The sequence below is a fragment of the Micromonospora sp. NPDC000207 genome, assembly GCF_040300925.1.
Classification (GTDB): Bacteria; Actinomycetota; Actinomycetes; order Mycobacteriales; family Micromonosporaceae; genus Micromonospora.
Genome location: NZ_JBEPEQ010000054.1, coordinates 1 through 25028, shown reverse-complemented (window position 1 = coordinate 25028; position 25028 = coordinate 1). Strand labels below are relative to the sequence as shown.

The 25028-nt window shown below is 72.9% G+C and carries 18 protein-coding genes; 10 read left to right on the top strand and 8 right to left on the bottom strand.

From position 1 onward, the window contains the following. Positions 1–15: 15 nt before the first annotated feature. The 7 genes from rfbA (at position 16) to wecB (ending at position 6205) form a co-directional block, all read left to right on the top strand. Positions 16–915 (top strand): glucose-1-phosphate thymidylyltransferase RfbA, encoded by a 900-nt coding sequence (gene rfbA, locus ABT336_RS15350; RefSeq protein ID WP_350897234.1) that lies wholly within the window; start codon positions 16–18, stop codon positions 913–915. Continuing rightward, on the top strand, positions 912–1532 hold the full coding sequence (locus ABT336_RS15345; protein ID WP_350897232.1) for a dTDP-4-dehydrorhamnose 3,5-epimerase family protein: 621 nt from the start codon (positions 912–914) through the stop codon (positions 1530–1532). The genes rfbA and ABT336_RS15345 overlap by 4 nt, the downstream gene beginning before the upstream one ends. 171 nt (positions 1533–1703) lie before the next feature. Beyond that, complete coding sequence (locus ABT336_RS15340; RefSeq protein WP_350897231.1) at positions 1704–1853, top strand: hypothetical protein; 150 nt, start codon at positions 1704–1706, stop codon at positions 1851–1853. Beyond that, the gene (locus ABT336_RS15335; RefSeq protein WP_350897230.1) at positions 1850–2389 is read left to right on the top strand and encodes a hypothetical protein; all 540 of its coding nucleotides are present in this window, start codon (positions 1850–1852) and stop codon (positions 2387–2389) included. Before ABT336_RS15340 ends, ABT336_RS15335 begins: the two co-directional genes overlap by 4 nt. Continuing rightward, a complete protein-coding gene (locus ABT336_RS15330) occupies positions 2379–4040 on the top strand; it encodes a glycosyltransferase (RefSeq protein ID WP_350897229.1) in 1662 nt (553 codons plus the stop codon). Before ABT336_RS15335 ends, ABT336_RS15330 begins: the two co-directional genes overlap by 11 nt. After that, the gene (locus tag ABT336_RS15325) at positions 4028–4891 is read left to right on the top strand and encodes a choice-of-anchor P family protein (RefSeq protein ID WP_350897228.1); all 864 of its coding nucleotides are present in this window, start codon (positions 4028–4030) and stop codon (positions 4889–4891) included. Before ABT336_RS15330 ends, ABT336_RS15325 begins: the two co-directional genes overlap by 13 nt. 3 nt (positions 4892–4894) lie before the next feature. Further along, the gene (gene wecB / locus ABT336_RS15320) at positions 4895–6205 is read left to right on the top strand and encodes a non-hydrolyzing UDP-N-acetylglucosamine 2-epimerase (RefSeq protein ID WP_350897227.1); all 1311 of its coding nucleotides are present in this window, start codon (positions 4895–4897) and stop codon (positions 6203–6205) included. A gap of 194 nt (positions 6206–6399) precedes the next feature. On the opposite strand, the gene rph is transcribed toward wecB, so the two are convergent. Next, on the bottom strand, positions 6400–9075 hold the full coding sequence (gene rph / locus ABT336_RS15315; protein ID WP_350897226.1) for a rifamycin-inactivating phosphotransferase: 2676 nt from the start codon (positions 9073–9075) through the stop codon (positions 6400–6402). 433 nt (positions 9076–9508) lie between these two features. On the opposite strand from rph, the gene ABT336_RS15310 reads away from it, so the two are divergent. Both ABT336_RS15310 and ABT336_RS15305 read left to right on the top strand, forming a co-directional pair. Then, entirely contained in the window at positions 9509–10300 is a 792-nt protein-coding gene (locus ABT336_RS15310; RefSeq protein WP_350897224.1) for a hypothetical protein, read from the top strand. Beyond that, positions 10297–11166, top strand: a complete 870-nt coding sequence (locus tag ABT336_RS15305; protein WP_350897223.1) for a hypothetical protein — start codon at positions 10297–10299, stop codon at positions 11164–11166. Before ABT336_RS15310 ends, ABT336_RS15305 begins: the two co-directional genes overlap by 4 nt. A 24-nt stretch (positions 11167–11190) precedes the next feature. On the opposite strand, the gene ABT336_RS15300 is transcribed toward ABT336_RS15305, so the two are convergent. The 6 genes from ABT336_RS15300 to ABT336_RS15275 all read right to left on the bottom strand — a co-directional run bounded on the left by ABT336_RS15300 (position 11191) and on the right by ABT336_RS15275 (position 22409). Beyond that, a complete protein-coding gene (locus ABT336_RS15300) occupies positions 11191–12975 on the bottom strand; it encodes an ABC transporter ATP-binding protein (protein WP_350897222.1) in 1785 nt (594 codons plus the stop codon). Between the two features lie 7 nt (positions 12976–12982). Then, positions 12983–14869 carry an ABC transporter ATP-binding protein gene (locus ABT336_RS15295; RefSeq protein ID WP_350897221.1) on the bottom strand — a complete coding sequence of 629 codons (1887 nt, stop codon included), beginning with the start codon at positions 14867–14869 and terminating at the stop codon, positions 12983–12985. A gap of 5 nt (positions 14870–14874) precedes the next feature. Further along, on the bottom strand, positions 14875–15846 hold the full coding sequence (locus ABT336_RS15290) for a hypothetical protein (RefSeq protein WP_350897220.1): 972 nt from the start codon (positions 15844–15846) through the stop codon (positions 14875–14877). Between the two features lie 24 nt (positions 15847–15870). Beyond that, entirely contained in the window at positions 15871–19404 is a 3534-nt protein-coding gene (locus ABT336_RS15285; RefSeq protein WP_350897219.1) for an AMP-binding protein, read from the bottom strand. Then, positions 19401–21188, bottom strand: coding sequence for a hypothetical protein (locus ABT336_RS15280; RefSeq protein ID WP_350897218.1), 1788 nt, complete (start codon positions 21186–21188; stop codon positions 19401–19403). Before ABT336_RS15280 ends, ABT336_RS15285 begins: the two co-directional genes overlap by 4 nt. Positions 21189–21470: 282 nt before the next feature. Next, the gene (locus ABT336_RS15275) at positions 21471–22409 is read right to left on the bottom strand and encodes a putative sugar O-methyltransferase (RefSeq protein ID WP_350897217.1); all 939 of its coding nucleotides are present in this window, start codon (positions 22407–22409) and stop codon (positions 21471–21473) included. Positions 22410–22961: 552 nt separating this feature from the next. Between ABT336_RS15275 and ABT336_RS15270 the strand changes: the two genes are divergently transcribed. Then, complete coding sequence (locus ABT336_RS15270) at positions 22962–23969, top strand: lysylphosphatidylglycerol synthase domain-containing protein (RefSeq protein ID WP_350897216.1); 1008 nt, start codon at positions 22962–22964, stop codon at positions 23967–23969. 66 nt (positions 23970–24035) lie between these two features. Here ABT336_RS15270 and ABT336_RS15265 read toward each other — a convergent pair. Next, the coding region (locus tag ABT336_RS15265; RefSeq protein ID WP_350897215.1) for a discoidin domain-containing protein at positions 24036–25028 on the bottom strand (993 nt) is incomplete at its 5' end.

The following is a 25028-nucleotide window of genomic DNA, read 5'->3' as shown; positions in this document are numbered from 1 at the left end:
CCTACCATGACCGTTATGCGGGGCGTACTCCTGGCGGGCGGAAACGGTTCACGTCTGTGGCCGTTGACCCGCGCGATGTCGAAGCAGCTCATGCCGGTGTTCGACAAACCGATGATCTACTATCCGCTGACCACACTGATGATGGCCGGCGTCCGGGAGACCCTGGTCGTCACCACCCCGGACAACGAGGAGCAGTTCCGCAGGCTCCTCGGCGATGGCTCCCAGTGGGGCATCCGGCTGCGGTACGCACCCCAGCCCCGCCCTGGCGGCATCGCGCAGGCCCTGCTGATCGCCGAGGATTTCCTGGCCGGCGACTCGGTGGCGCTGGCCCTCGGCGACAACCTCCTGCACGGGGCGGGCCTCGGTCGGCACCTGCGGACCCTGCACCCGGTGTCGGGCGGCCACATCTTCGCGTACGCGGTGGCGGATCCCACGGCGTACGGAGTGATCACGTTCGACTCGTCGGGGCGGGCGTTGTCCATTGAGGAAAAGCCGTCCCACCCCCGCTCCCCGTACGCCGTTCCGGGTTTCTACTTCTATGATTCATCGGCCGTGAAAATTGCCCGCGAACTTCGCCCGAGTGCGCGTGGTGAACTGGAGATAACGGCGGTGAACCAGGAGTACCTACGCCGGGGGGAATTGCGGGTTTCGGTGCTTGGTCGGGGCACGGCGTGGCTCGACACCGGCACCTTCGACGATCTCGTCCAGGCCTCGGAGTACGTACGGGTCGTCGAGGACCGACAGGGCCAGAAGATCGGCTGCGTCGAGGAGGCGGCCTGGCGCTGCGGCTTCATCGACGACGAACAGCTACGGGCGCTCGCCGCACCGCTGCGGGCCAGCGGGTACGGCGACTACCTCCTGCGGCTGCTCGCCGAGCCCGGACCCGTGACCAGCACCGTCGGGGAGTCGGCATGAAGATCCGTCCGTTGGCCGTCGACGGGGCCTGGGAGGTCTCCCCGCCCCAGCACCGCGACGCCCGGGGCAGCTTCCTGGAGTGGCTCCGGGTCGACCATCTGGCGGCGGCCACCGGTCGGACCGTCCGGTTCCGGCAGGGCAACCTGAGCACCTCCGGCCAGGGGGTGGTCCGGGGACTGCACTTCGCCGACGTGCCGCCCGGTCAGGCGAAGTACGTCTGCTGTGTCCGGGGACGGATCTGGGACGTCGTGGTCGACCTGCGGGTCGGCTCGCCGACCTTCGGCCGCTGGGAGTCGGTGGTGCTCGACGACGTCGACAGGCGTGCCGTCTTCCTCGCCGAGGGACTCGGGCACGGGTTCTGCGCCCTGTCCGAGGAGGCGGTGGTGTCGTACCTGTGCTCGACGACGTACCAACCCGAGCGGGAGCACGCCGTACACCCGCTCGACCCGCGACTGGGCGTGGCCTGGCCGGTCGCCGATCCGATCCTCTCGGACCGGGACCGGGCCGCCCCCGGCCTCGACGACCTGCTCGCCCGGGGTCGCCTGCCCGACCACGACGCCTGCCGACGCCTGGACGCCGAGTCCGCCCTCCCGACCCCCGGCGTTCCAGCGGGCTGACCCACCTTCGGGCGGCGCGAACGCCGGTTCGGCACCTCCCGTCCGACGGGACCCGCCCCGGACGAAGCGACCTCTTCTCACCTTCACCATTCTCGCCCCTAATGTCCGAATCCTCCCGGTATGTTTCCGTCGGTAGATGACGAACGTGCCCTACCGGAGGGGTGGAGACACATGTACGGGGTTCCGACTAAAGGACCGTCGATCGGCGGCGGCCTGGCCACCACCGGCGCGGCGGTCCAGTCCTGGTTGCTCGTGGGAATCGGACTGGTGGTGCTCGGCGCGTCACTCTGGCTCGCCACGTACGCCGGCCGGTCTCGGTGAGCCGTACCACGGTGCTCCACTGGGGACGCGCCCTCCTCGGAGCTGCCTGCGGGATCGCACTGGGGATCACGCTGTTCCAACGGTGGCACGACGTGGCAGTGGCCGAGGCGTGGCTCAACGCCCGCCTGGTCGCTGCCATCGGGCTGGCCGACAGCACCTCGGTCGGGGCGGCGGTGACCTTCCCGCTGGACCAACGCTGGGTCGGATTCCTGGTCTCCACCGGCTGTTCGGTGGCCATGCTCCTGATCCCACCGTTCGTCCTGGCGTCCCTGCTGGTGGGCTTCCGACGCCTCACCCTGCCCCGCGCCGCGATAGCGGTCTCCCTCGCTGTCGCCCTGCTGGTCACCGTCAACCAGGTCCGGCTCGCCGCCGTCGTCGCGGCGATGCAGCTGTGGGGATTCGAGCTGGGCTACCAGCGCAGCCACGTCCTGATCGGCTCGGCCATCAGCACCGTCGGGCTCATCGCGGTCGCCATCGTCTTCCTGCTCCTGGTCGGCAGCGGACGCAGACCGGGGAGGCTCAGCAGTGCCCGTTGAGATCCAGTCCCTGGCCGTGCTGAACACCGTCGCCTTCCTGCTCTGCGTCTACTTCTGCGCCTACGTGCTGAGCATCCTCGTACTCCACCTGCGCACCACCCGGTCGCCCGGCGGCGACCACACCCGCTTCGACTGGCACGTCATCGTGCCGTGCCGCAACGAGGCAACAGTCGTCGCCACGACCCTGCGCCGACTCCTGCACGACATGCCGGACGTCACCGTGTGGTGCGTCGACGACGCCTCCGAGGACGGCACCGGCACGGTCCTGCACTCCTTCGTCGCCGACCCCCGGGTCCGGGTGATCACCCGACGCCGCCCCGACGCCGTCCAGGGCAAGGGAGCGGCACTCAACGCCGCCTGGCGGGCCGTCCAGGACCACCTCCCGCCCGACGCCGACCTCGACCGGACCATCGTCGGCGTCCTCGACGCCGACAGCTACCTGGACCCCCGGTGTCGCTCCGCCCTCGCCGGACCCCGGTACTTCGGCAACGACGCCGTCGCCGCCGTGCAGATCGAGGTCCGCATGATCCAGTGCGCCCGCCCCACTCCCGGCCTGGGCCGATGGGGCCGGCTGCTGGTCCGGTTGCAGGACATGGAGTTCCGCGCCCCCATCGCGGCCATGCAGTCGCTGCGTCGCCACACCCGCAGCGTCGCCATGGGCGGCAACGGCCAGTTCACCCGACTCTCCCTGCTCAACCGACTCGGCGCGGAACACGGCACCCCCTGGCACGGGGCGCTGCTGGAGGACTTCGAGCTGGGCCTGCACATCCTGTTGCAGGGCGGCGGTACGGAGTACTGCGCCGAGAGCTGGGTGGCCCAGGAGGCCCTCACCCGGGTCAGACCACTGATCCGGCAACGCGCCCGCTGGGCCCAGGGATCCATGCAGTGCGGCAGGTACCTGGCCTCGGTGCTGAACTCCCGGCGGATCAGCAACTCCGCCATCATGGAGATCTCCCACTTCCTCGCCGCGCCCTGGTGCCAACTCGTGGGCACCCCCGTCTACCTCGGCTGCCTGGGCGTACTCGGCTGGTATGTCAGCCAGACCACCGGCGGCGTCGCCGGCTGGTGGACCTCCGGCGGGTGGGGGCTGCTCCCCCTGGTGGCGCTCTTCGGCGTCGGCCCCTTCGCGGTCTGGGGGCTCGTCTACCGCAACCGGTGCGAGCCACACCTGTCGGTCACCGCGGCGCTCGGCCTGGGCGTGGGTCACTGGCTCTACAGCTACGTGCAGTCGGTGGCCGTCTGGGTCGCCCTCGGCCGGATGCTCACCGCCCGCTCGGAATGGCACAAGACCGCCCGCGCCACCGACCCCGCGCCCACCACCGCCGCCGACGCCCCGGCGACCACCGGCGTCGCTCCCGCCCGGGTGACCGCCACGCGCCCGGCCGTCACGAGGCCGTCCCCCACTGGTCAGGCCGCCACGAGCCCGTCCGCCACCGGCCAGGCCACCGCCGGCCAGGCCGCCACGGGTCCGGCCGCCGCCGGGTCCGTGCTACCCCGGCGGGCCGTCCGGCCGGCCGGTCCCCTGGTGATCCGGGCCAGTGTCCCGGTCGCCCAGCCACCCACCCAGAACACCCCGATGAACCGCCCCCACCCCACCACCACCAACAGCAGCGACAGCGACAGGAAGCGAGCTCTCACATGCGCAACGTAGGACCGGGTCTCACCCGGGTGGCGACCGCACTGGTCGGTGGACTGGCGATGGCCGTGTTGGCCGCGTCACCGGCGATGGCCGACACCTCACAGTCGACGGCCTCCGCCCTCCAGATCAGCCTGCTCGGCGGCGGCCTGGCCAGCTCCGGGTCGGCGAGCGCCACCAACGACGGCACCACCGAGTCGATCTCCGGCAACGTCAACCCGCCGCTGACGGTGCTCGGCACCCAGACGGTCATCACCGCCGGGGTGTTGGGGCAGGCGGTCCGGGCGTTCAACGACGGCACCTCCGCCGCCTGCGCCGGGGTCCTGGGCGCCGGCGGCTCCATCACCATCGGTGTCGGCGGCTCGTGCACCGCGACGCCCGGCGCCGCTGTCAACCTGGTCCTCGGCACCAACGGCCTGGCCACCATCACGCTCGTCGCCGACGCGCTCTACTCCTCCTGCACGGCGACCAGCAGCCCGTCGGCCACCGGCAGCGCCAGCCTGGTCAACGCGCGCATCGTGTCGACGGTGCTCGGGATCCCGACGACCCTGCTCTCCCTGCCGGCCAACCCGGCGCCCAACACCGGGCTGAGCATCCCGGGTCTGCTGGACCTCACCCTCAACGGGCAGACCAGCTCCGGCACCGGACAGCTGACGGTGACCGCGCTGAACCTCACCGCCCTCGGCGGCAGCCTCGCCGGAATCACCGTCGGCAGCGCCGGCTGCGGCCCGAACGCGATCGCCCCGCCGATCCCGGTGATCCCGCTCGCCGGAGCGCCGATCGCCCTGGGCCTGAGCGCCCTGGCCGCCGGCACCGGTGGCGGCATCCTCCTGCACCGGCGCCGCCGCGCCGCCGCCCGGAGCTGACCCGTGGGACGCGGCAGGGCGGGCGTACCCGACATCATGGTTCTGGCGGGCACCCGACCCGAGGGTGTCAAGATCGCTCCACTGGTCCGCCTGCTCTGCCGCGACCCGCGATTCACCACCACGGTGCTCGACACCGGACAGCAACCCGACCGGGTCGACGAGGCCCTGGCCCCCTTCGGGCTCAAGGCGGACCTCACCCTCACGCTCCGGCGACGCAGCGGGCTCCTCGCCGAACTCGCCGCCGAACTCACCACCGGAATCGAGAGCGTGCTCGTACGACACCGACCGGACGCGGTGGTGGTGCACGGCGACACCACCACCGCCCTCGTCGGCGCCCTGGTGGCCTTCTGGAACCGGATCCCCGTGATCCACCTCGAAGCCGGGCTACGCAGCCACGACGTGGCACAGCCGTTCCCGGAGGAGGCCAACCGGGCGATGGTGGCCCGCTGCGCCGACCTGCACCTCGCCCCGACCCCGACCGCCCGGCGCAACCTGCTCGCCGAGGGGGTGCCCGCCCACCGGATCGTGGTCACCGGCAACACAGTCGTCGACGCGCTGCACACCCTGCTGCGCGAGGGCCAGGCCCGACCACCGTCCTGGGTCGACCCGCGACGCCGCCTCGTGGTGGCCACCGTCCACCGTCGGGAGAACTGGGGCACCGGCATGGCCGACGTCCTCCGTGCCCTGGCCCGGGTCGCCGTCGAGCACCCGGACCTCGACCTGACCCTGGTCACCCACCCGAACCCGCACCTCGCCGAGCAGGTACGGGCCGGTCTCGGACACGTCCCCCAGGCCCGGCTCGTCCCACCGCTGCCCTACCCGGAGATGATCGGCCTGCTGCGCGCGGCCACAGTGGTCGTCACCGACTCCGGTGGACTCCAGGAGGAGGCGGCCAGCCTCGGCGTCCCCGTGGTGGTGACCAGGGAGACCACCGAACGCCCGGAAATCGTGCAACACCGCCTCGGTGACCTGGTCGGCACCGATCCTGATCGGATCGTCGAAGCGGTGGCCGACCGGCTGGACCGGCCGGACCGCAACCCCGGCGGCTCCCCCTTCGGGGACGGCCACGCCGGGCGGCGGTGCGTACAGGCCATCGCCGACCTGCTGGTGCCGACCTCCGCCGACCGGGTCCTCGCCCCGCGTACCCCGCCGTCAGCCCCGGTTGCGGTACGTCCGCGACGCCGCCTCGATCCGGTTACCGGTCCGCGTCCCCGGCCCGACCTCCCGGCGTACCCGCTGGTAGAGGTAGAACCCACCGCCCACCACCACGGCCCCGACGAGCAGGTAGACCACGACGCCCAGGAGCTGCTGTAGCAGCCACACCGCCACCATCCCGACGAGCAGCAGACCGGCGATCGGTAGCAGGATCCACCCCAGCAACTTGGCGTTCATCGTCTCTCCTCCTGGCAACCTCGACACCCTGTCCGCCTCCAAACATGCCACATCGACGCTGCGGCGACCCGCTCCCCGTACCGCCCCCACCTGCCCCGACCCGGCCCGCTGCCACCTCAGTCGAGGAGTTCGACGTACCCGTCGCAGGCGTGCAGACGGATCCGCTGCCCGTCGCGGATCCGCCGGGTGGCCCCCTCCACCCCCACGACCGCAGGCAGGCCGTACTCCCGGGCGATCACCGCGCCGTGGGTCATCAGGCCGCCCACCTCCGTCACCAGGCCCGCGACGGTGACGAACACCGGCGTCCAACTGGGGTCGGTGTAGGGCGTGACCAGGATGTCGCCCGGCGCGAGTGCGGCCCGTGCCAGGTCGAGGACGACCCGGGCCCGACCCTCGACGGTCCCGGCGGAGACCGACAGGCCGACCAGGGCACCGGCCGGCACGTCGGTCCGACGGTACGACCCGGAGATCGACTCCCCGTGCGAGGTGAGCACCCGGGGCGGGGTGAGCGACAGGTACCACCGGAAGTCCTCCCGGCGACTGCGGATCAGGGCCGGGTCCACCCGGTGGGTGCCCACGGCGTCGCGGAACTCCTCGAAGGTGAGGAAGAAGGCGTCCTCCCGCTCGGCGAGGACACCGGCCCGCACCAGCCGGTCGGCCTCTGCGAGCAGGGCCTGCCGGTAGAGGAGGTAGCGGCTGACGATGCCGTACTTCGGGTACTCCCGGTAGCCGACGAAGGCCCGGACCCGGTCGATCATCCGGGCGGCCTCGTCGGCCCTGCGCTCCCCGTCCGGTAGGGCCCGCAGACGCTCCACCACCTCCCGGGCCTTCGCCTCGGCCGTCCGCCGCCCCTGCTCGAACCGGCGTCCGGCGGCCCCCGGCTCGAAGTTGCGGACGTTGTCCAGGATCAGGGGCAGCAGCGTGGCGGGGCGTTCGCTCCACCGGGGCCGGGTCACGTCGATCTCACCCACGCACCGCATCCCGTACCGGTCGAGGAACGCCTCGACGGCGGCACGTGCCTCCGTCCCGCCCGGGAGTCCCGGCAGCTCGGGGAGGAAGTCCTCATCCTCGACCCGTTCGAGGTACGCCACCACCTCCGGGTGGGGGCGGATCACGTCGGCGACGTCGAGGAGCGCCAACCCCATCTCCGAGGTGACGTTGCCGGGGGCGGAGAGGGTGAGCGTGTCGGCAGCGTTCCGCTCGCCGAGCCACTCCCCGAGCCGGTCGTCGAGCCACCACGTGGCCTCCATCCCCGCCATGATCGCCTGCATGCTCACCGGATCACCGAGGACCCGTCGGTGCTCCTCGAATGCCTCCAGCAGGAAGTCGAACAGCTTCGGCCCCTGCCGGGTACGGATCTCCCGCCGCAGGGCGGCGACCGACTCCTCGTTGCGCCGGATCAGCTCCGGCACGACCTCCGCCCCGACCTCGACCGGGACGCCTCCCCCGACGGGCGGCCGTCCACCGGCTCCCCCGACGGGCGGCCGTCCACCGGCTCCCCCGACGGGCGGCCGTCCACCGGGACCTCCGACGGGCTGTCGTCCTGCGGTGGTCTCGTCCGGTGACGGGGCGACGACGTCGCCCCGGTCGAGGACGGTCCGCAGCGCGTCGGCGATCAACGGATCGGATCTCCCCACCACCTCCAGGAGGCGGGTACGGCTCGACGCCACGGCCAGGTGCCCGGTGACGTCGACGAACAGCCGCCCACCGGCCTCCTGCATCGGGGCCATCGCGGTCAGCCGCCACAGCGACAGCCCCAGGGGCTTCATCGGGTCGGTCATCATCTGCTGGTGACCGACGGAGACGTAGACGTGGTACGCCTCGTCGTCGGTGGCCGGCACGGGGAACAGCGTCGTGATCGGCCGACTCTGGACGACGTGGAGGTCCTCGTCGACCCGGCACCACTCGATGTCCTGGGGACGACCGAGCCGGGCCTCGATCCGGCGGCCGAGGCGCACCAGCCCTACGACCTGCTCGTCGGTCAACGTCTGCGGGTCGGGTCGGACCCCCTCGACCTGCGGCCCACCGGTGGCGGCGGCAGGCCGGGCGGTGGCGGCCCGGCGTCCGGCGGCCGGGGTCCCGGTGACGGTCCCGTCGCGGACCCGGAAGACATCGGCGTCCACCCGCCCGTCGACCAGCGCCTCCCCGAGGCCGAAGACCGCCTCCACGGTGGCGACCCGCCGGTCTCCCGTGACGGGGTCGGCGGTGAAGAGGACACCGGCCGCGTCGGCGGGGACCATCCGTTGCACCACCACCGCCATCTGCACCGACCGGTGGTCGATGCCGTTGCGTCGCCGGTAGGCCACCGCCCGGTCGGTGAAGAGCGAGACCCAGCACCGGCGGACGGCTCCCAGGATCGCGTCCGGGCCCACCACGTCCAGGTGGGTGTCGTGCTGGCCGGCGAACGAGGCGGTCGGCGAGTCCTCGGCCGTCGCGCTGGACCGGACCGCGTAGGCCCCGTCCGCGCCGAGCCGGGCATGGGCGTCGATGATCGCCGCCACCACGTCGTCGGGGACGAACGCCCCCGCCACGGCCGCGCGCAGCCGCGCGCTCAGTGCCCGGACCGCCTCCCCGTCGGCCGGGTCGAGGTGGAAGAGCCGGTCGATCAGGTCGCCCACCTGAGGTGTCCGCGCCACGGTCCGCCGGAACGCGGCGGTCGTCACGCAGAAACCGGCCGGGACCCGCACGCCGTCGACCCGCGACAGCTCACCGAGGGACGCGCCCTTGCCGCCGACCACCACGGCCTGCGTCCGGTCGACCTCGTCCAGCCCCAGGACGTACGGCCCGGTCACCGGGACACCACAAGCAGGTACGCCCCCACCGCTCGCCCCGTCCGTCGACCTCGAACCACCCACGTCGCCCCTCCGACTTCCGCCGACACCTGGTCAGGCCGACGATTCTGCGCCCGAACCGGGGCCTTGCCACAAGCCCCCCACTGTGCTATACGGTAAGAGTGGCAAGGAGTCGGCTCCTTGCCTTCTTGCTGCTCGCGGGGCTTCCCTCCGATCACGGGCACCACCGACGACTCCTGCCCACCCCTGCCGGACACGGCCCCTGGGTGGTCCCCGGCTCCGAGGTGACCGGCTCGCCGACGCTGTCCTGTCGGCTGCCGTGGACGGCCGATCATGCCCGGCCGGTGTGGCCGTTCGCGGTACGGCGACACGGTCCACTGTGACCGTACGATCCGGGTACCGGTCCGCTGAGTCACCAGCTGAAGGAGCCGGCATGGCTCGAAGCGCTCGCGTCTGTCTGTCCACTGTGCTGATAATCGGGCTCCTGGCCGGGTGCGGCGCGGAACCCACCCCCGCCCCGGATCCGGTCCCGTCGGTCGAGGAGACCCCCGCCGACCCCGACCAGACACCCACCATCACCACACCCCCGGCCACCTTCACCGAGACCACCGCCCCGCCGTCGACCACCACCCCGCCCGCCGAGCCGACACCCGACCGGCTCGACGAGGACGACCTCGAAGCGGCGTTGATCGACACCGACGCCCTCGGCGACCGGTGGCGGCGAGTCGACGCGGGCTCACCGGACTCCGGGGCGTGGCCCTGCGACCGCAGACCCGACAGCACCCCGCACGCCACCGCCGTCCGGTCGCTGTACCACCAGGGCACCCCGCCGCTGCAGGCCACTGTCGTCCTGTACGCCTTCGCCGACCCCGACGAGGCCACCGGATACCTCGCCGAGCTGCGCGAGAACCTGCGCTCCTGCGGAGACGTACCAGTGGAGTTCCCCGACGGCGACGGCACGGCGGTGTCCTTCACCGAGATCGAGTTGGTGCGCCCCGCCGAGGCCGCCGCCGACGCCGAGGTGCTGTCGGTGGCGGTGCGCCAGACCCGGCACGGACAGCCGGTTGCCGAAGGGGTGGGGGTGACCTTCCGCCTCGGTGACGTCGTGGGGGCGGCGAACGTGGTGGCCCCCGCCCGCCGGGACCAGCTCATGGACCAGCTCGCCGTCGAGGTGACCCGACGGCAGATGGACCGGGCCGCCGCCCGCCTGGGGCGGGGCACGTGAGGCTCGCCGCCGCCCTGCTACGCGCCGGACTCGCCCGCGCCCGGACCGCGCTGGGTCGGGTCCGGCGCGGACCCGCCCGGCTCCGCGCCCGGGCGGTCCGCCTGTGTACCGTCCTGCGGACCCGCCCTTGGCCCCGGATCGGGGAGGTGGTGACAGTCGTCGCGGCCTGCCTCGCCCTGGTCGTCTCGATCTGGACGGCCTCCGGGAGCAACGTGCGCGCCGACCGCTCCCGCGACGACGACCTGCGGGCCCGGCTCCGCGACGACATGGCGGTCCTCGGCGAGTTGGAGGCGGAGATGCGCGGGGACGAGGCGGCCCGCCAGGCGGCCTCCCTGCAACTCGGGGTCCGGGCCGTCGACGCGTGGGAGATCATCAACGCGCTCGGGGCCGACCGGGTCTCCCCGGTGGACCTCGCCCTCACCGCCCAGGCCCTGGCCACCTCCGGGATGGCCACCGACGCCGAGGCGGCGATGGGGCGGGCGCTGCGCCGACAGACCGGCGAGGACGTCAGGGTGGTCCTGCTCAACAGCGCGATCTCGGTGTACTACCAGACCGGGGACCTGACCCGGTTACGGGCGGTCGCCGGCGAGGTCGTCGACCTCTACACCGTCCGGCTGCACCGACGCCGAGCCGAGGGCAACGGGTACGCCAACCTCGGGGCCGTCGACGAGGCCCGGACCCGGTACGTGTGGGCGTACGCCGAGGCCGCCTACCGCAACTGCGACCGGGCCGAGGAGCAGTACGACCGGGCGGTGGCGCTCACCGGGGCCCTGGACCCGCCGGCCTCCTCCCTACCCGGGCACCGGGCCAACACCGAGCAGATCCTGAAGCAGAACTGCCCCGCAGCCCTGCCCGCCCCCCGGTGACCGGGGCCGGAACCCGGGGGCACCTCACCGGTACGCGGCGGCCTGGGTGCCGTAGAGGGCGGCGTAGATCCCGTCGAGGCGGACCAGGTCGTCGTGGGTGCCCACCTCACGGACTCCCCCGTCGCCGACCACGATGATCAGGTCGGCGGCCCGGACCGTCGAGAACCGGTGCGATACGAACACCGTCACCCCACCGCTGTCGGCGGCGACCCTCGCCGCCCCGTCGACGTACCGCTCGAACAACCGGTGTTCGGCCTCGGCGTCCAGCGCCGACGCCGGTTCGTCGAGCACCATCAGCAGCGGGGCGTCCCGCATCATCGCCCGACCGAGCGCCAGCTGCTGCCACTGACCGCCGGAGGCGTCCACCCCACCGTCGGCATGACTGCGACCCAGCCGGGTGTCCAGCCCGTAGGGCAGCCGGTCGGCGACGGTGCTCTGCGCGCGGGCCAGGGCGTTGCGTACGGCGTCGTCGTCGGTGGCGCGAGGCAGGTCACCGACGCCGACCGCCAGCCGGGCCGTCAACTCCGGGCGGGCGTAGTCCTGGAACGCCGCTGTGGTCCGCGCCCGCCAGGCGGCCAGGTCGAGGTGGCGCAGGTCGACCCCGTCGACCAGGATCGCCCCCCGGTCGGGCTCGTAGAACCGGTTGAGCAGCTTGACCAGCGTGGTCTTGCCCGCCCCGTTCTCGCCCACTATCGCCACGGTGCTGCCGGCCGGCAGCACCAGGTCGACGTCGCGCAGCACCGGCTCGGCCGCCCCCGGGTAGGTGAAGGTGACATGCCGCAGGCGGATGCCCTCCCGCAGCCGGGCCGGTGGACTCACCGGTGTGACAGGCGCGTCGGGTGGGACGACCGGGGCCGGCACCAGGTCGCGTACCTCGTCCAGCCGACGCAGGGACCGGCCGCTGCGCACCAGTTGCTGCGTGATCGTCGCCGCGGCGGCGACCTGGTGGTTGAGCTGGGAGGCGAGCACGATCGCCAAAACCACTGTGCCCACGCCCGCGTCACCGCGTACCGCGTCGCGGACCACCAGGACCAGCGCGACGACGTACCCGAGGGCGAAGACCGCCTGACCTGCGGCGCGCCACAGCCCGGCGGTCAGCTCGCCCCGCCACAGCCGGGCCGTGGCCCGCCGCCAGTGCAGCGCGTAACGCTCCTGCAGGTGCTCGACCAGCCCCAGCAGACGCAGTTCCTTGGCCGAGGCCGCGTCGGTGGTCAGGTCGAACAGGTGCCGGGCCTGTCGGGTGTCGACGGTGCTGTCCTCGCGGGCCCGGTCCAGGGCGGCCTGGGCCCGCCGACCGGCGAGCAACGGCAACGCGGCGAGCAACGGCAACGCCACCAACGCCGGATGGGCCATGGTCAGCAGCGCTGTCGTCAGCAACAGCCCCACCGCCAGGGACCCGCCGGTCAGCAGCGCCTGCAACCCCTCCCCGATGCGCTGGAGCTCGTCCTGGACCAACGCCATCCGGTCGGCGTGGTCCGGTCGCTCGTGGTGGTCGAGGTACGGCGTGCCGTTGCTGACCTCGATGAGCTGCTCGTCGGTGGTGAGCACCACCAGTTCGGCGACCTCGAAGTACGCGATGTGGGCGAAGTGCGCGCAGGTCAACGCCGCGATCGCGGCCACCGCGACGGCCAGACCCCACCCGGCCGCAGCCTCTGCGCGCCCGGCCGACGCCGCATCGGTGAGGTTGCGCAGCGCCACCGCCCCGAACGGCACCGCCACCGCGTTGCCCGCCATCAGCACCACCGCCACCGACATCCTGCGCCGGTCCTGCCGCCACGCCAGCCGCAGCAACGTCATGATCGCCGTCACCGTCGCCTCACCCCACCCTCTGCACTGCCGGATCACGGCCCGGCTCGTCGTCGACGAAGCGCTCCGCCTGCAACGTGAACATCGCCGCGTACCGGCCGCCGGCGGCCATCAACTGGTCGTGGCTGCCCTCCTCGACGACCCGGCCCCGGTCCAGCAGGACGATCCGGTCGGCCAGCCGGACACTGGAGAGCCGGTGCGAGATGAGGATCGTCGTCCGGCCCCTGGTCAACTCCGCGAACCGGGCGAAGAACTCCGCCTCGGCACGGACGTCCAACGCCGCCGTCGGCTCGTCCAGCACCAGCACCGTACTGCCGTGGTAGAGCGCGAAGAGGGCACGCGCGATGGCGATGCGCTGCCACTGCCCGCCGGAGAGGTCCACACCACCGTCGTAGGCCCGCGACAGCAGGGTGTCCAACCCGTCGGGGAGCGCGTCGAGGGTGTCGAGCAGCCCCACGGCCTGCGCCGCGCGGCGGATCCCGGCGCGGTCGTCGAGGTGCTCCACCGCACCGAAGCCGATGTTGGCCGCCGCCGACAGCTCGTAGCGTACGAAGTCCTGGAACACCACGGCGATGCGCCGCTGCCAGTCCCGGGCGGGCAGGTCGGCGACGTCGACCCCGTCGACCCGGACCGCACCCGCGTCCGGCGAGTAGAGCCGGGCCAGGAGTTTGACCAGGGTGGTCTTGCCCGCCCCGTTCACCCCGACCAGGGCGGTGCACTGCCCGGCGGGGATGTGCAGGTCCAGTCCGTCGAAGACCGGCTCGGCCGCCCCCGGATACCCGAACCGCACCCCGGTGACGTCGATCGCCGGGGCGGTGGTGGCCGCCGGTCCGGCCCGGCCGGTGTCGGCCGGTTCGGGGTGACCCGCCATGGCCCGCTCGAACGCCGTCACGGCGGTCTCGGCGTTCATGCCGTACTGGGTCTGGGTGTCGGAGTCGGGATAGAACTCCCCCAGCCGGATCAGCGCCATCACCGCCTGCAACACCAGCGCCAGCGCCGCCAGGTCGACGACGTCGTCGGCGGCGCGGACCCCGGACAGGGCCAGGACGGCTGCCACACCGACCAGGCCGACAGTGGTGTACACCAGGTAGGGCCGCAGGTAGATCCGGCGGCGCTCGGCCCACACCGGGTCCAGGCTCCGGCGGTAGACGTCCCGGTAGCGTCCGGTCAGCCAGCCGGTCAGGTCGAAGACGCGCAGCTCCTTGGCCGCCGTCGGACCCATCGCCAGCCTCCGCAGGTAGCGGCTCTCCCGGCGCAGCGCGGCGACGTCGCGGATGACCCGGGCGTAGCGTCGCAGCCCGCCGCGCTGGCCGTGACGGAACAGCAGGACCACCGCCAGCATCGCCACCGCCGCCCAGGGATCCAGCACCACCGCGACGACCGCGGTGAAGCCGGCGACCTGCGTGTACGGTCCGACCAGCGCGATCAGCCCGGCGTAGGCCGCCCCGGGCGTGCGGAACGCGAACCGCAGCTCGTGGCCGGCCTCACCCAGCTCGTCGAGCACCGCCGGATCCTCCAGGGGCGTGATCTCCCGGGTCGACAGGGACGCCTGGATGAGCCGCCGGTACATGTGCCCGTCGACGTTGCGGCCGAGCCGCTCACCGACCGCCTTCTGCGCCGCCTCGGCCAGTTGCAACGCGACGAGCGCCGCCCCGGCGGCGGCCAGTGGCCACCACACCTGCGCCTGTGGTGCGCCGTCGCGCAGCACCGGCCCGATGCGGCCGACGGTGGTGGCGACGGCGATCGCGAAGACCACAGGCAGCAGGCCACGCAACCCGCTCAGGGCCAGTGCGACGGCGCTCGGGCCGGCTCCGGCGGCGGGCCACAGTCGGGCGATCCGCAGCCTGGCGGCGGCGGCCTCACGCAGGGATCCGGCTCCCGTGGTGGACACGGCCATCGAGGTCAGCCGAAGATCTCGTCACGCAGGGACACCGGCAGGTCCAGCTCCTGGGCGCAGGAGCGCACCGAGACCCGGTAGGACTCGACGACCTCGGTGCTGTCGGCCACCGCCAGCTCCGAATCGGTCAGGACGGTCACCTGCCGGTCCCGGAACCGGTACTCGTCGGCGTCGCCGTGCAGGCCGGGCACGACGTACGGCTCCGGCTCCACCGGATGGTGGATCTTCGACTGGTCGGAGTTGAGGTCACCGGCGGCACCCCAACCGGTGAGCATCTGCGGCCGGTACAGGTGCCCGATGCCGAGGCGGTCGAAGAGCCGGGACACCGTCTCCTGTGGGCGGCGGCTGCACTCGTACGGGAAGTGGGTCACCGCCACCCCCTCGGCTGCCGCGTACGCCCGCATCCGGCCGTAGTTCACGGTGCTGAGGACGAAGTTCTCCACCACCCGGGTACGGCCGATCCGCCCCTCCCACTTGGCCATCCACGAGTCGAGCGAGGCGCGGGGCTGCCGGTCCAGCACCAGCAGCCGCAACCGGTCGACCGGCCATCCGGCTTCCACGAGGCAGCGGACTGGGTTGAACAACGCCTCGAACGGCACGTACGGCCCGGCCATCTCCTTGGCGAACAGCACCGGCTCCCCGTCGGGCAGCTTCCACTGTGAGCCCTCGCCGCCGGTGAGGACGAACCGGCCGATGGTCTTGACGGGCTGGTAGTAGGCGGCGGCCCCGGCCATGCCGAACAGGTTCGTCACCGCCGTCGACCCGACCCGGCACCGTCCCCAGCCGAGCACCAGCAGCGGATGGTCGGCCGGGCGTCGACCGGCGAAACCGTCCCGGAGGGTCCCTACGATCCGGGCGGTGACCTCGTCGACGGTGGTGGTGACCACCTGGTAGCGCCCGTCGGGCGGCAGGGCGACGCCGGTGAGCGCGTCGTCGGCGGCGGCCAGTCGGTGCAGCAGCGGGTAGGGGTCGGTCATGACGGCTCCTGGCGGGTCGGGGATTCAGCCGAGGTCGAGCAGGGCGGCGACCTCCGTGAGGGGCACCGGACGCAGCGCCGCCTCACACAGCAGCGTCTCGACGCCCCGCAGGGACCGCAGACAGGTGTCGGCGGGCACCCGCCGGGTGTCGGCCAGCAGGTGCAGCGCGCCGCCGCCGGCCAGGTGGGGCATGGCCAGGAAGAAGGTCATGTCGTGGCGGGCGACGGCGGCGATCTGCCGGACCGTGGTCCGGGCGGCCAGGTCGGTCAGGGTGGCCCGGTCGGGCTCTGCGGCCGGGGGGTCGAAGTCGCGGCCCATCCGGGAGTCGTTGAAGTACACCGACAGGTCGGCGTGGGTCCCCTCGGCCGCGATCAGCTCGTCGAGCGCCTCCGGCGGATAGGTGGCGTGGAAGTAGGACTCGGTGGAGTCGCGGTAGCAGCGCCGGACGGCGTCGTCGACGTCACCGTCGCCGACGTCGAAGACCAGCAGCGCGTTCTGGGCGATGCCGGTGGCCAGCTCCCGCTGGCGGGGGGTGTTGCGGTTACCCGCGATCAGCTTCACCACGGCCCGGTCCCGACCGGTCAGCGCGGCCTGGACCAGGAGGGCGGCGGTCAGCACCACAGTCGACGAGGACGCCTGGGTGCGCCGGGCCAGCACGGCGGCGGCCACGGCCACGGCGGCAGACTCCATCCGCCACGTGACCACGGGCAGCGGGCCGCCGTCGTGCTCCGGCCCGTCGAAGATCCGGCGTGGGACCGCCGGCAGCCGCTCCCGCCAGTACGCCAGTGACCGGCGACCCCGACGCTGCCCGGCCGGTGAGGACTCGTAGGCGGCCTGGTCCAGCGGCTGCCAGCCCGGCGGGGGCAGGGACCGGTCACCCTCGACGAGGGTGCGCAACTGTGCCGACAGCAGCTCCAACGACCAGCCGTCCAGCGACACGTGCGAGGCCGCCAGGGCCACCGCCTCGACGAGTCCGTCGACGCGCAGCAGCGCCCACCGCAGCGGCCACTCCCGGTCCAGCCGGAACGCGTCGGCGGCCAGCTCGGCGGCGACGGTGGCGGCCTCCTCGGGCAGCGCGGCGGCGGTGGTGTCGCGCAGCAACGGTGTGTACGCCCCGTCGGCACACGACGTCTGTCGGGGTCCGTCGACGCCGTCGCTGATCACTGTCCGCAACACCTGGTGGCGGGCCACCAGCTCCGACCAGGCCCCGGTGACCCGTTCGACCGGGACCGGGGCGGTCAGCCACACCACCCGGGTGATGTTGAAGTCCCGGCTGGCCTCGCCGAACCACCGCATCGGCCGGTACATGGCCGTCTGCCCCCAGGTCAGCGGCGCGCAGGCGGCGGGGGCGGCGCGGAACCGGGCCTGGACGGGCGCGTCTGCGGGCAACGGCTGCCCGGCCCCGACGGTCGGCTGGTCCACCGGCTGCCCGGCACGCAGCGGCTCCGCCGGTCGTCCGGAAGACGGCGGCTGGTCAGCGGGCTGTCCGGAGGGCGGCGGCTGGTCAGCGGGCTGTCCGGCGGGCGGCGGCGGGGCCGGGGCGGCGGGCGGCCGGCGTCCGCTCATCGTCGCGGCCACGGCGCGGACGGTACGGCCGTCGAACACGTCGGCGATCCCCACCGGCAGGCCCAACTCCTCGTCGAGCCGGGTGACCACCTCGACCACCTGCACGGAGTCGCCACCGAGTTCGAAGAAGTCGTCGTCGACGCCGAGCCGGTCCACCCGCAGCACCTCGGCGACGACCGTCGCCACCGCCGTCTCCAGGTCACCACTGGGCGCGGCGTAGCCGGTGCTCAGCGCGGGTCGTTCCGTCGGGGTGGCCGGCAGGCGGCGGGTGTCGACCTTGCCGTTGGGGGTGAGGGGGTACTGCGCCACGTACCGCAACCGGCTCGGGATGGACGCCTCCGGGAGGACGGCGGCGAGGTGGGCGCGCAGCTGCGCCTCGGTCGGTCTCGGCTCCGCCTCGGAGCGCAGGTACGCGACGAGGTGCAGGTCGTGGCCGTCGGGTTCGGCGATCACCACCGCCTCGGCGACGCCGGGGCAACGGCGCAGCGCGTCCTCGACGGCGGGCGGCTCGACACGTTGGCCCCGGATCTTCACCTGCCGGTCGGCCCGGCCGAGAACGTCCAGGACCCCGTCGGGTCCCATCCGGCCCAGGTCACCGGTGCGCAGCAGGCGGTCTCCGCCGCCCGCCGGGTGCGGGACCCACCGCTGGGCGGTCAGCACCGGCTGACCGTGGTAGCCCCGGCCGACGACGGCCCCGCCCAGGCAGATCTCGCCGGTCCGGCCCAGCTCCACGGGCCGACCCTGCTCGTCGAGGACGTGCACCTCGGCGTTGGGGATGGGGGCGCCGACCGGCAACCGTCGCCCGACGGTGCGGTCCGCCCCGATCCAGTACCAGGTCGCGCCGACGGTCTCGCTCATCCCGTAGTGGTTGCCGAAGCCTGACTTCGGACTACCGGTGATCCACGCGTCGAACTCGGGGGTCAGGTAGAGCGGTTCACTGCCGATCATCACCTGGCGGGCGACGTCGTCGACGCCTCCGAGGGCGGTCATCGCCCGCACGTGCGACGGGGTGAGTTTCAGGAACCCGCACGGGGCTGCGGCGGTCACCGCGATCAGGTCGTCGAACGCCACCGGCTCCGGGGCGACCTCCAGTTCCCAGTCGGCGACCAACGCGGTGAACAGCGTCATCACCGACCCGACGAAGTACAGCGGGGCGTGCAGGACGGCCCGCTCCCCCGGCTGGAACGCGAACTCCTCGGCGCACCACCGCACGTAGTTGACCAACTGCCGGTGGGTGCCGAGCACCCCCTTGGGTTCGCCGCTGGTGCCGGAGGTGTACATGACGAACGCCAGGTTCTCCCCCCGACAGCCGCCGTCGCCGTCGTCACCGAGGGCGTCCGGCAGGTCGGTCACGTCGAGCACGGCCGCCGGGTAGCCCTCGGGCACGAGCCCGCGCTGACCCGGCCCGGTCAGCAGCACCGGGTCACCCGCGTCGGCCAGGATCCGGCCCCGCCGGTGCGCCGGGTCGTGGACCGACAGCGGCAGGTACGCCGATCCGGCCGCCAGCACCGCCAGGATCGCCACCACCGCGTCCACCGACCGGGGCAGCAGCACCGCGACGGGTGTCTCCGGTCCGGCGCCGTACGCCCGCAGCACCCGGGCGGTGTCCCGGACCCGGGTCCGCAGGTCACCCGCCGTGACCTCGACGCCCGCGCAGCGCAGGGCGACCCGGTCGGGGTCGGCAGCCAACGCCCGGTCGACGAGGACATGCAGCGGGGTCCGGTCGACCGGGCGTCGTGCTCCGGTGGCGACCGACCACACCGGGTCCACCATGGCGGGTCCCGCTGCCACGTCCCGCCCCTCAGGGGCACCCCCGGGGGTACGCAGGGAGGCGGGCCGCAGGTCGGTCCAGTGCCCGGCGACGTGTTCCAGGCACGCCTGCACCGCTCCGGTGAACACCGTCGTCCAACCATCCGGTACGGGCCGGTCGGCCGGCCAGAGGGAGTACTGGTCCTCGTCGTTGACGACGACGAGACGGGGGTCCGGACTCACGCGAGCCCACCGACGGTCTCCGCAGCGGCGGCCAACCGCTCGACGGGCTCGTGCCAGGCCTTGGTGGCGTACCAGTCTCCGGTGAACGAGGTGATCGTCGGGCTCCACCCGTCGTGGGCGTCGGCGTAGGCTGCCACCTCCCGCCAGAGGACGTCCACCAGTGCCGAGTACCGGCAGGCCACGCGCAGGTCGTCCAGGGTGAAGGGCGGTCCGTCCATCCGGACCAGCCGGATGTCGTACGCCCCCCGGTACTGCCGCCCGCCGACGGTGAACGGGGGCTGCCACATCGCCGCCCCGGGTGCCCGCAGGGTGTAGCGGACCCGGGAGGTGCTGTGGCCCCCGTGGCGCAGGTCGCCCCACTCGCCGATGTCGGGCACCAGTGGCGGGAAGAAGTAGTGCCGCTGTCGGGGGACCTCGGCCCGGTCGAAGTTGCCGGGCACGAAGTGCCACCGGTTGTACATCATCCGCTGGGCGACCTGCCACAGGACGTCGGTGACGGCGGCGGGTGCCAGGTCGGCGGCCATCCGGGGGCTGGGCAGCACGCAGCAGAAGAAGTCGGGCTTCTTCAGCCCCGCCACCTCGTCGCCGTACCGTCCGGCCGGGCCGTCGAGGCGGGACAGGTCGCGGACACCGCTGGACATGCCGTAGTCGGCGCGGGCCTCGACCACGGCGCCCAGGACGATCCCCTCCAGGATCCGGAGCAGGTCGCGCTCGTCGCCGTCGGTCTGCGCGGTCCGCAGGGCGGCGGCGGTGGCACCGCGTACCCACGCGGCGGCGTCCGCGCCGTCGACCGGGCCGGGCAGGACACCGGTGAGCGTCCGCAGCGTCGGGGGCAGTTCGACGGGGCGGCGTCCGCCCCGCTCCCACGGCAGCAGGTACTCGTCCTTGGCGTAGGTCAGGCCGTTGATGCGCCGGTACCGGATCTGCCCGCTGCCGTCGACGCGTTCGACGAGGTCACCGGCGAGCGCTGCCAGGTCGGTCAGGGTCGCGGTGCTCAGTCGTCCGGTGGCCGGTTCGCCGAGGGCGTGCAGGTACGTCGCGCACCGGGCGGTCAGCACCCGGCGCAGACCGACGGCGGTGAGTTGACGGCCGTTGAACTCCTCGAACCGGACCGCCCGGCCGGTACGGAACAGCAGCTGGATCGTGGCGACGAAGAGCCGCTCCTCCGGGCTCCAGTCGGCCGGGGGCCGGGCCCGCAGCGCCGGGAGCACCCCGTCGCGGATGAGGGTGCTGGAGCCGGAGTCGGAGCGGGAGAAGACCCGGCGCTGGACGTGGATCAGGACGGTCTCGACGCGTTCGACCCAGTCGATGGCCTCTTCCAGGCGATCGGGGAGGGTGCCCTCGGCGTGCCAGGTGTGCAGCAGCTGGTCGAGTTCGTGGCGCTGGTGCTCCTCCTCGACCTCGGCCGGCAGGCACTCCTCGTCGATCATCTCGATCATCCACTCGGGGAGCGCGAGCTCCGCCACGACCTGCTCGGTCGGCAGGTCCCCACGGGCCGGTTCGTGGACTGTCAGCTTGCCCTGCGTCGAGTGGCAGAGCACGAACCGGGCGGGCGGGGCGTCGACCCCCGGCTCGGTCAGTCGTAGCTCCTGTCGACCGAGGACGTGCCGGACGATCGCCTGCTCGCGCACTGTCAGCCCGTCGAAGGCGGAGCGGAAGGGCACCTTCCCCGCCATGGTGAGCAGCCGCAGCATCGCCGTCTGGGCGCTCCCGCCGAACAACGCGGCGGGGTCGCGTACGTCCCGCAGTTCCTGGCCCCACTTGTCGACCTTCGTCAGTCGCACGTTCCCGCCTTTCGTGAACCGGGCAGGCTGCGGCGTACGCGCGCCACGGCTCCGACCCCGGCCACCGCCACGCGGTGGTCGACAGGTGACGCAGCGACCGGTAGCCGACCTGGAGAGGGAGGGGCCGTGGCGGTGCCACGGTGTGGCGGGAGACGACGTTCCACAGCGGTGTGGGAGCGCTCCCGACTCGGAAGTCTCGCCGACACCGACAGATGTGTCAATATCGTTAACAACGATCTGTCTGTACGGACGATCCGCACTGCCCAGGGGCCCGAGAATCCCTTACCGGACCGGGGATGCACCGTCCCGTCCGTCCCCAGTGGAGCCTTCCCGGTCCGCCCCCTTGCGGCGGAAGAACATGAAGTGGTCCCGGACCCCCGTCAGCTCCCTGACGTCCTCGTCCCGGATGACCGGTTCGCTCGCGGTCAGGGTGTACCCGTACCTGGCGAGCACCGGCGCGAAGTCCAGCCGCCGGAAGTCGTCCTCGTGACTGAGCAGCTCCGCACCGTCGTTGGGCACGATCATCAGCGCGGGGACCTCCAGGCGGGCGAGCATCCCGATCCAGGCGTCGATCGCACTCAACGGCATCTCCGAGAAGGAGTGGACGTTGACCGCGAGGTCGGGTCGCACCGAGGCCAGATCCTCCTGCATGGTGTCGAGGTCGACCACCACCGCCTTGTGGTCGACCCGGCGGAAGCGGAGGTACTGCCGACTCAGGAAGGTCGACTCGGGGAGGGCGTCGAGGCAGAGGTACCTGCCCAGCCCGGGGCAGGCAGTCACCGTCCGGTGGGCCAGCCGACCGTAACCGGCCCCCACGTCGAGGACGGTGTGCCCCTCACGGGTGAGCAGACCCCAGTGCCGGTCGAGGAAGTAGATCTCGTTGACGGAGTCGAGCAGGTCCCGGCTCACCAGGGGCAGGGAGCGGAAGCCGAAGGTCCAGCAACCGAAGGCGCCGTCCTCGGTCAGCCGGCCGAGCAGGTCGCGCTCGTCCATCTCGGCGACGTAGCGCGCGTAGAGGTACGCCTTCAGTTTCGGATTCTCACCGAGCTGCCGCAGTTGCCAGACATAGGCGTTGTCACCACGGAAGTAACGCAGATTGAAATCGCGCTGTCGGGTGTTGTTCCGCCAGAACCTGCCGGGTCGCATCGGGGACCGGGCCGCCGCGTAGCGCTGACGCAGGTCCGTCAACTCGGCGTTGTCGTCCCGCAGAACACGCGCCATCTCGGCGGGCACCGGCCGGGACGCATCGTGGGTTCCCGTCCATTTCTGCAGGCGGTAACCGGTTACCGAGGACGGGCTACGAGCGACGGTGAGGTCGAGCGCCCGGAGCGCGTGGCGCGCGGACGAGAGCAGCAGGGAACCACCGCGAACAGACTGCGTCATGCCCGCATTCTTACAGACCCCAGCGACGCACGTCTATCAGCTCCCAGATCTGCCCGAATACGTGCAGGCCACCCATTCCGAATTCGACCCAAAATGCGACAGCCGCCGCCGGCACCGTCCGACGGATCGCCCACCCCGCCCGAAAACAGGACAATTGATGGTCCAATCACAGGCAAGGAAACCAGCCGGGAGAAAGCGCCCCACCGGCGATACGACACATCCTTGACGGACCCACGACGATCGGCCAGGATATGTGCGCCGATCAATGCAGAGCAGTTCTGTCGCCCCTGCTCGGGCCGGACCTGCCGCACGGGCGGTGCCCCGAGGAGTTCGGACCCGACGACGACCGGCAGCACCAGCGCGGCCTGAGCAGGAAGGCCCACAGCGACGATGACCAAACGGCCGACGACAACCCGTTCCCGTACGCTGTGGCGACTCGCCGCCCTGGTGTTCGGCCTGGTCGTGGTGGTCGCGGTCGGCCGGACCCTGCTGGACCAGGACTGGTCGGTGCTCACCGAGGTGCTCCGCCGACGCGACCGGGAGGAGACCGTCGCGCTGATGACGGTCGCCGTCCTGACGGCGATGGCGGGGCCGCTGCTCGGGATGTTCTCCTGGCGCGCCATCCTGGCCGAACTCGGCCCGCCGGTGCCGCTGGTCGGCATCGTCCGGATCTACTACGTCGGGTTCCTCGCCAAGTACGTGCCGGGCAAGGTGCCGGGCCTGATCGCCACGGTGAAGGTGGCAGACGCCAACGACGTGCCGATGCCCCGGATGCTGGTGTCCGGGACCCTGCACATGGTCGTCATCCACCTCACCGGACTGGCGATCGGGCTGCTCACTGGCGTACGGATCCTCGGCGGTCAGGCCCTCTGGCTGGTGCCACCGGCCCTGCTGGTGGCGGCGGTGCTGATCTGGCCGAGCCTGCTCGACCGCGCCGCGACCCTGGCCCTGCGGGTGCTGCGACGACCGCAACAGACCCGGTCGCTGTCCCGACGGGCGGTCCGCGTCGCGGTGTTCTGGCAGATCTGCTCCTGGCTCGTCGGTGCCCTCCACGTGTGGCTGCTCGCGGTCCTGATGGGAGCCGACGCCGCCGCCGCGCTGCCGCTGTGCCTCGGGGCGTTCACCCTCGCCTCGGTGATCGGCGTGCTGACCGTCGTCACACCCGACGGGCTCGGAGTCCGCGAGGTCGCCCTGACCGGCGCGCTGGCGCTGGTCCTGCCGGTCCCGTCGGCGGTGGCCGTGGCGGTGGCCAGCAGGTTGGTGGTCACCTTCGCCGACGCGGTGTTCGGTGTGGTCGCGCTCGGGACGACTGAGTTCCTGCACCGCCGCCGCGCCGGTCGGGACGTGACCCCGGTGGAGCCCGGGGTCGACGCCGTCGACCACCTCGCCCGGTCGTGACGGACCCGCCCCGACCGGGTGGCGGAGCCGGTGCCGGTCACCACCGGACGGCCCCGCCGCACGCCGTCACCGGATCTCGAACTCGTGCAGCGAGTACCCGTAGCCCTGCATCACCCGGGCCGTGCCGACCATCCGCACGTACCGGGCCGGGGTCCGGGGCACGGCGATGGTGACCGTACCGCCGGAACCGGCCGTGGTCCGGTAGACGACCGTCCAGTTCCGACCGTCGGTCGACACCTCGACCCGGTACGCCGTCGCGTACGCCCGCTCCCACATCAGCCGGACCTCGGTGACCTGCCAGACCGCACCCAGGTCGACGGAGAGCCACTGCGGATCGGATTGGAAGCTGCTGCTCCACCGGCTGTCCGAGTCGCCGTCGATGGCGTACCGGGCGTCCCACACGGCGTTGACCTCGACGCTGGAGGCACTCGCGGTGCCGTTGAGCGCCAGGTTCCGGCCCGAGCTGTTCACCTGGCCGGGCATCACCGACGGCTTCGGCGATGCCGGCTTCTGGGTGGCCGTGTCGGCCGGCGGACGGGTGGTGGGGCGGACGGTGCCGCCGCCCGCCGCCGGGCTCGCCTTGGACGTCGGTGCCGCCGCCGGAGGACGGGCGGCGGTGCTACGGGTGGCACCGGGCGCGGGGGGTGCCTGGGGGGCGGCGACCACGCCGCCACCGGGAGCGGCCTGGGGTGGCGGCGCGGGGCCGACGACCGGACCGGCTCCCACAGGAGCACCGGGGACGGCCAGGGGGTCGGTGCCGAGGGTGGCACCGGGGCTGACGGCGGGGTCGACCTCCGGGGTGGCGGCGGTCAGGACCGGCGTCTCGCCGTTGGGGTCGAGAGGCGAGGGCACCTCCGGCAGCACGTGCGGCGCGGGTCCCCCCGCTTCGGCGGGCTGGGTCGACTGCTGTGCCGGCGTCTCCGCACCCGACCGGGGCACCACCGAACTCAGCCCGTACCCGCTCGCGGTGGCGACCGCCAGGACGGCGGTGGCGGCCAGGGCCGGAGCGGCCCGGCGCCGCCCCGCGCGGCGCGCGGCGGCGGGAGATCGCAAGAGCGA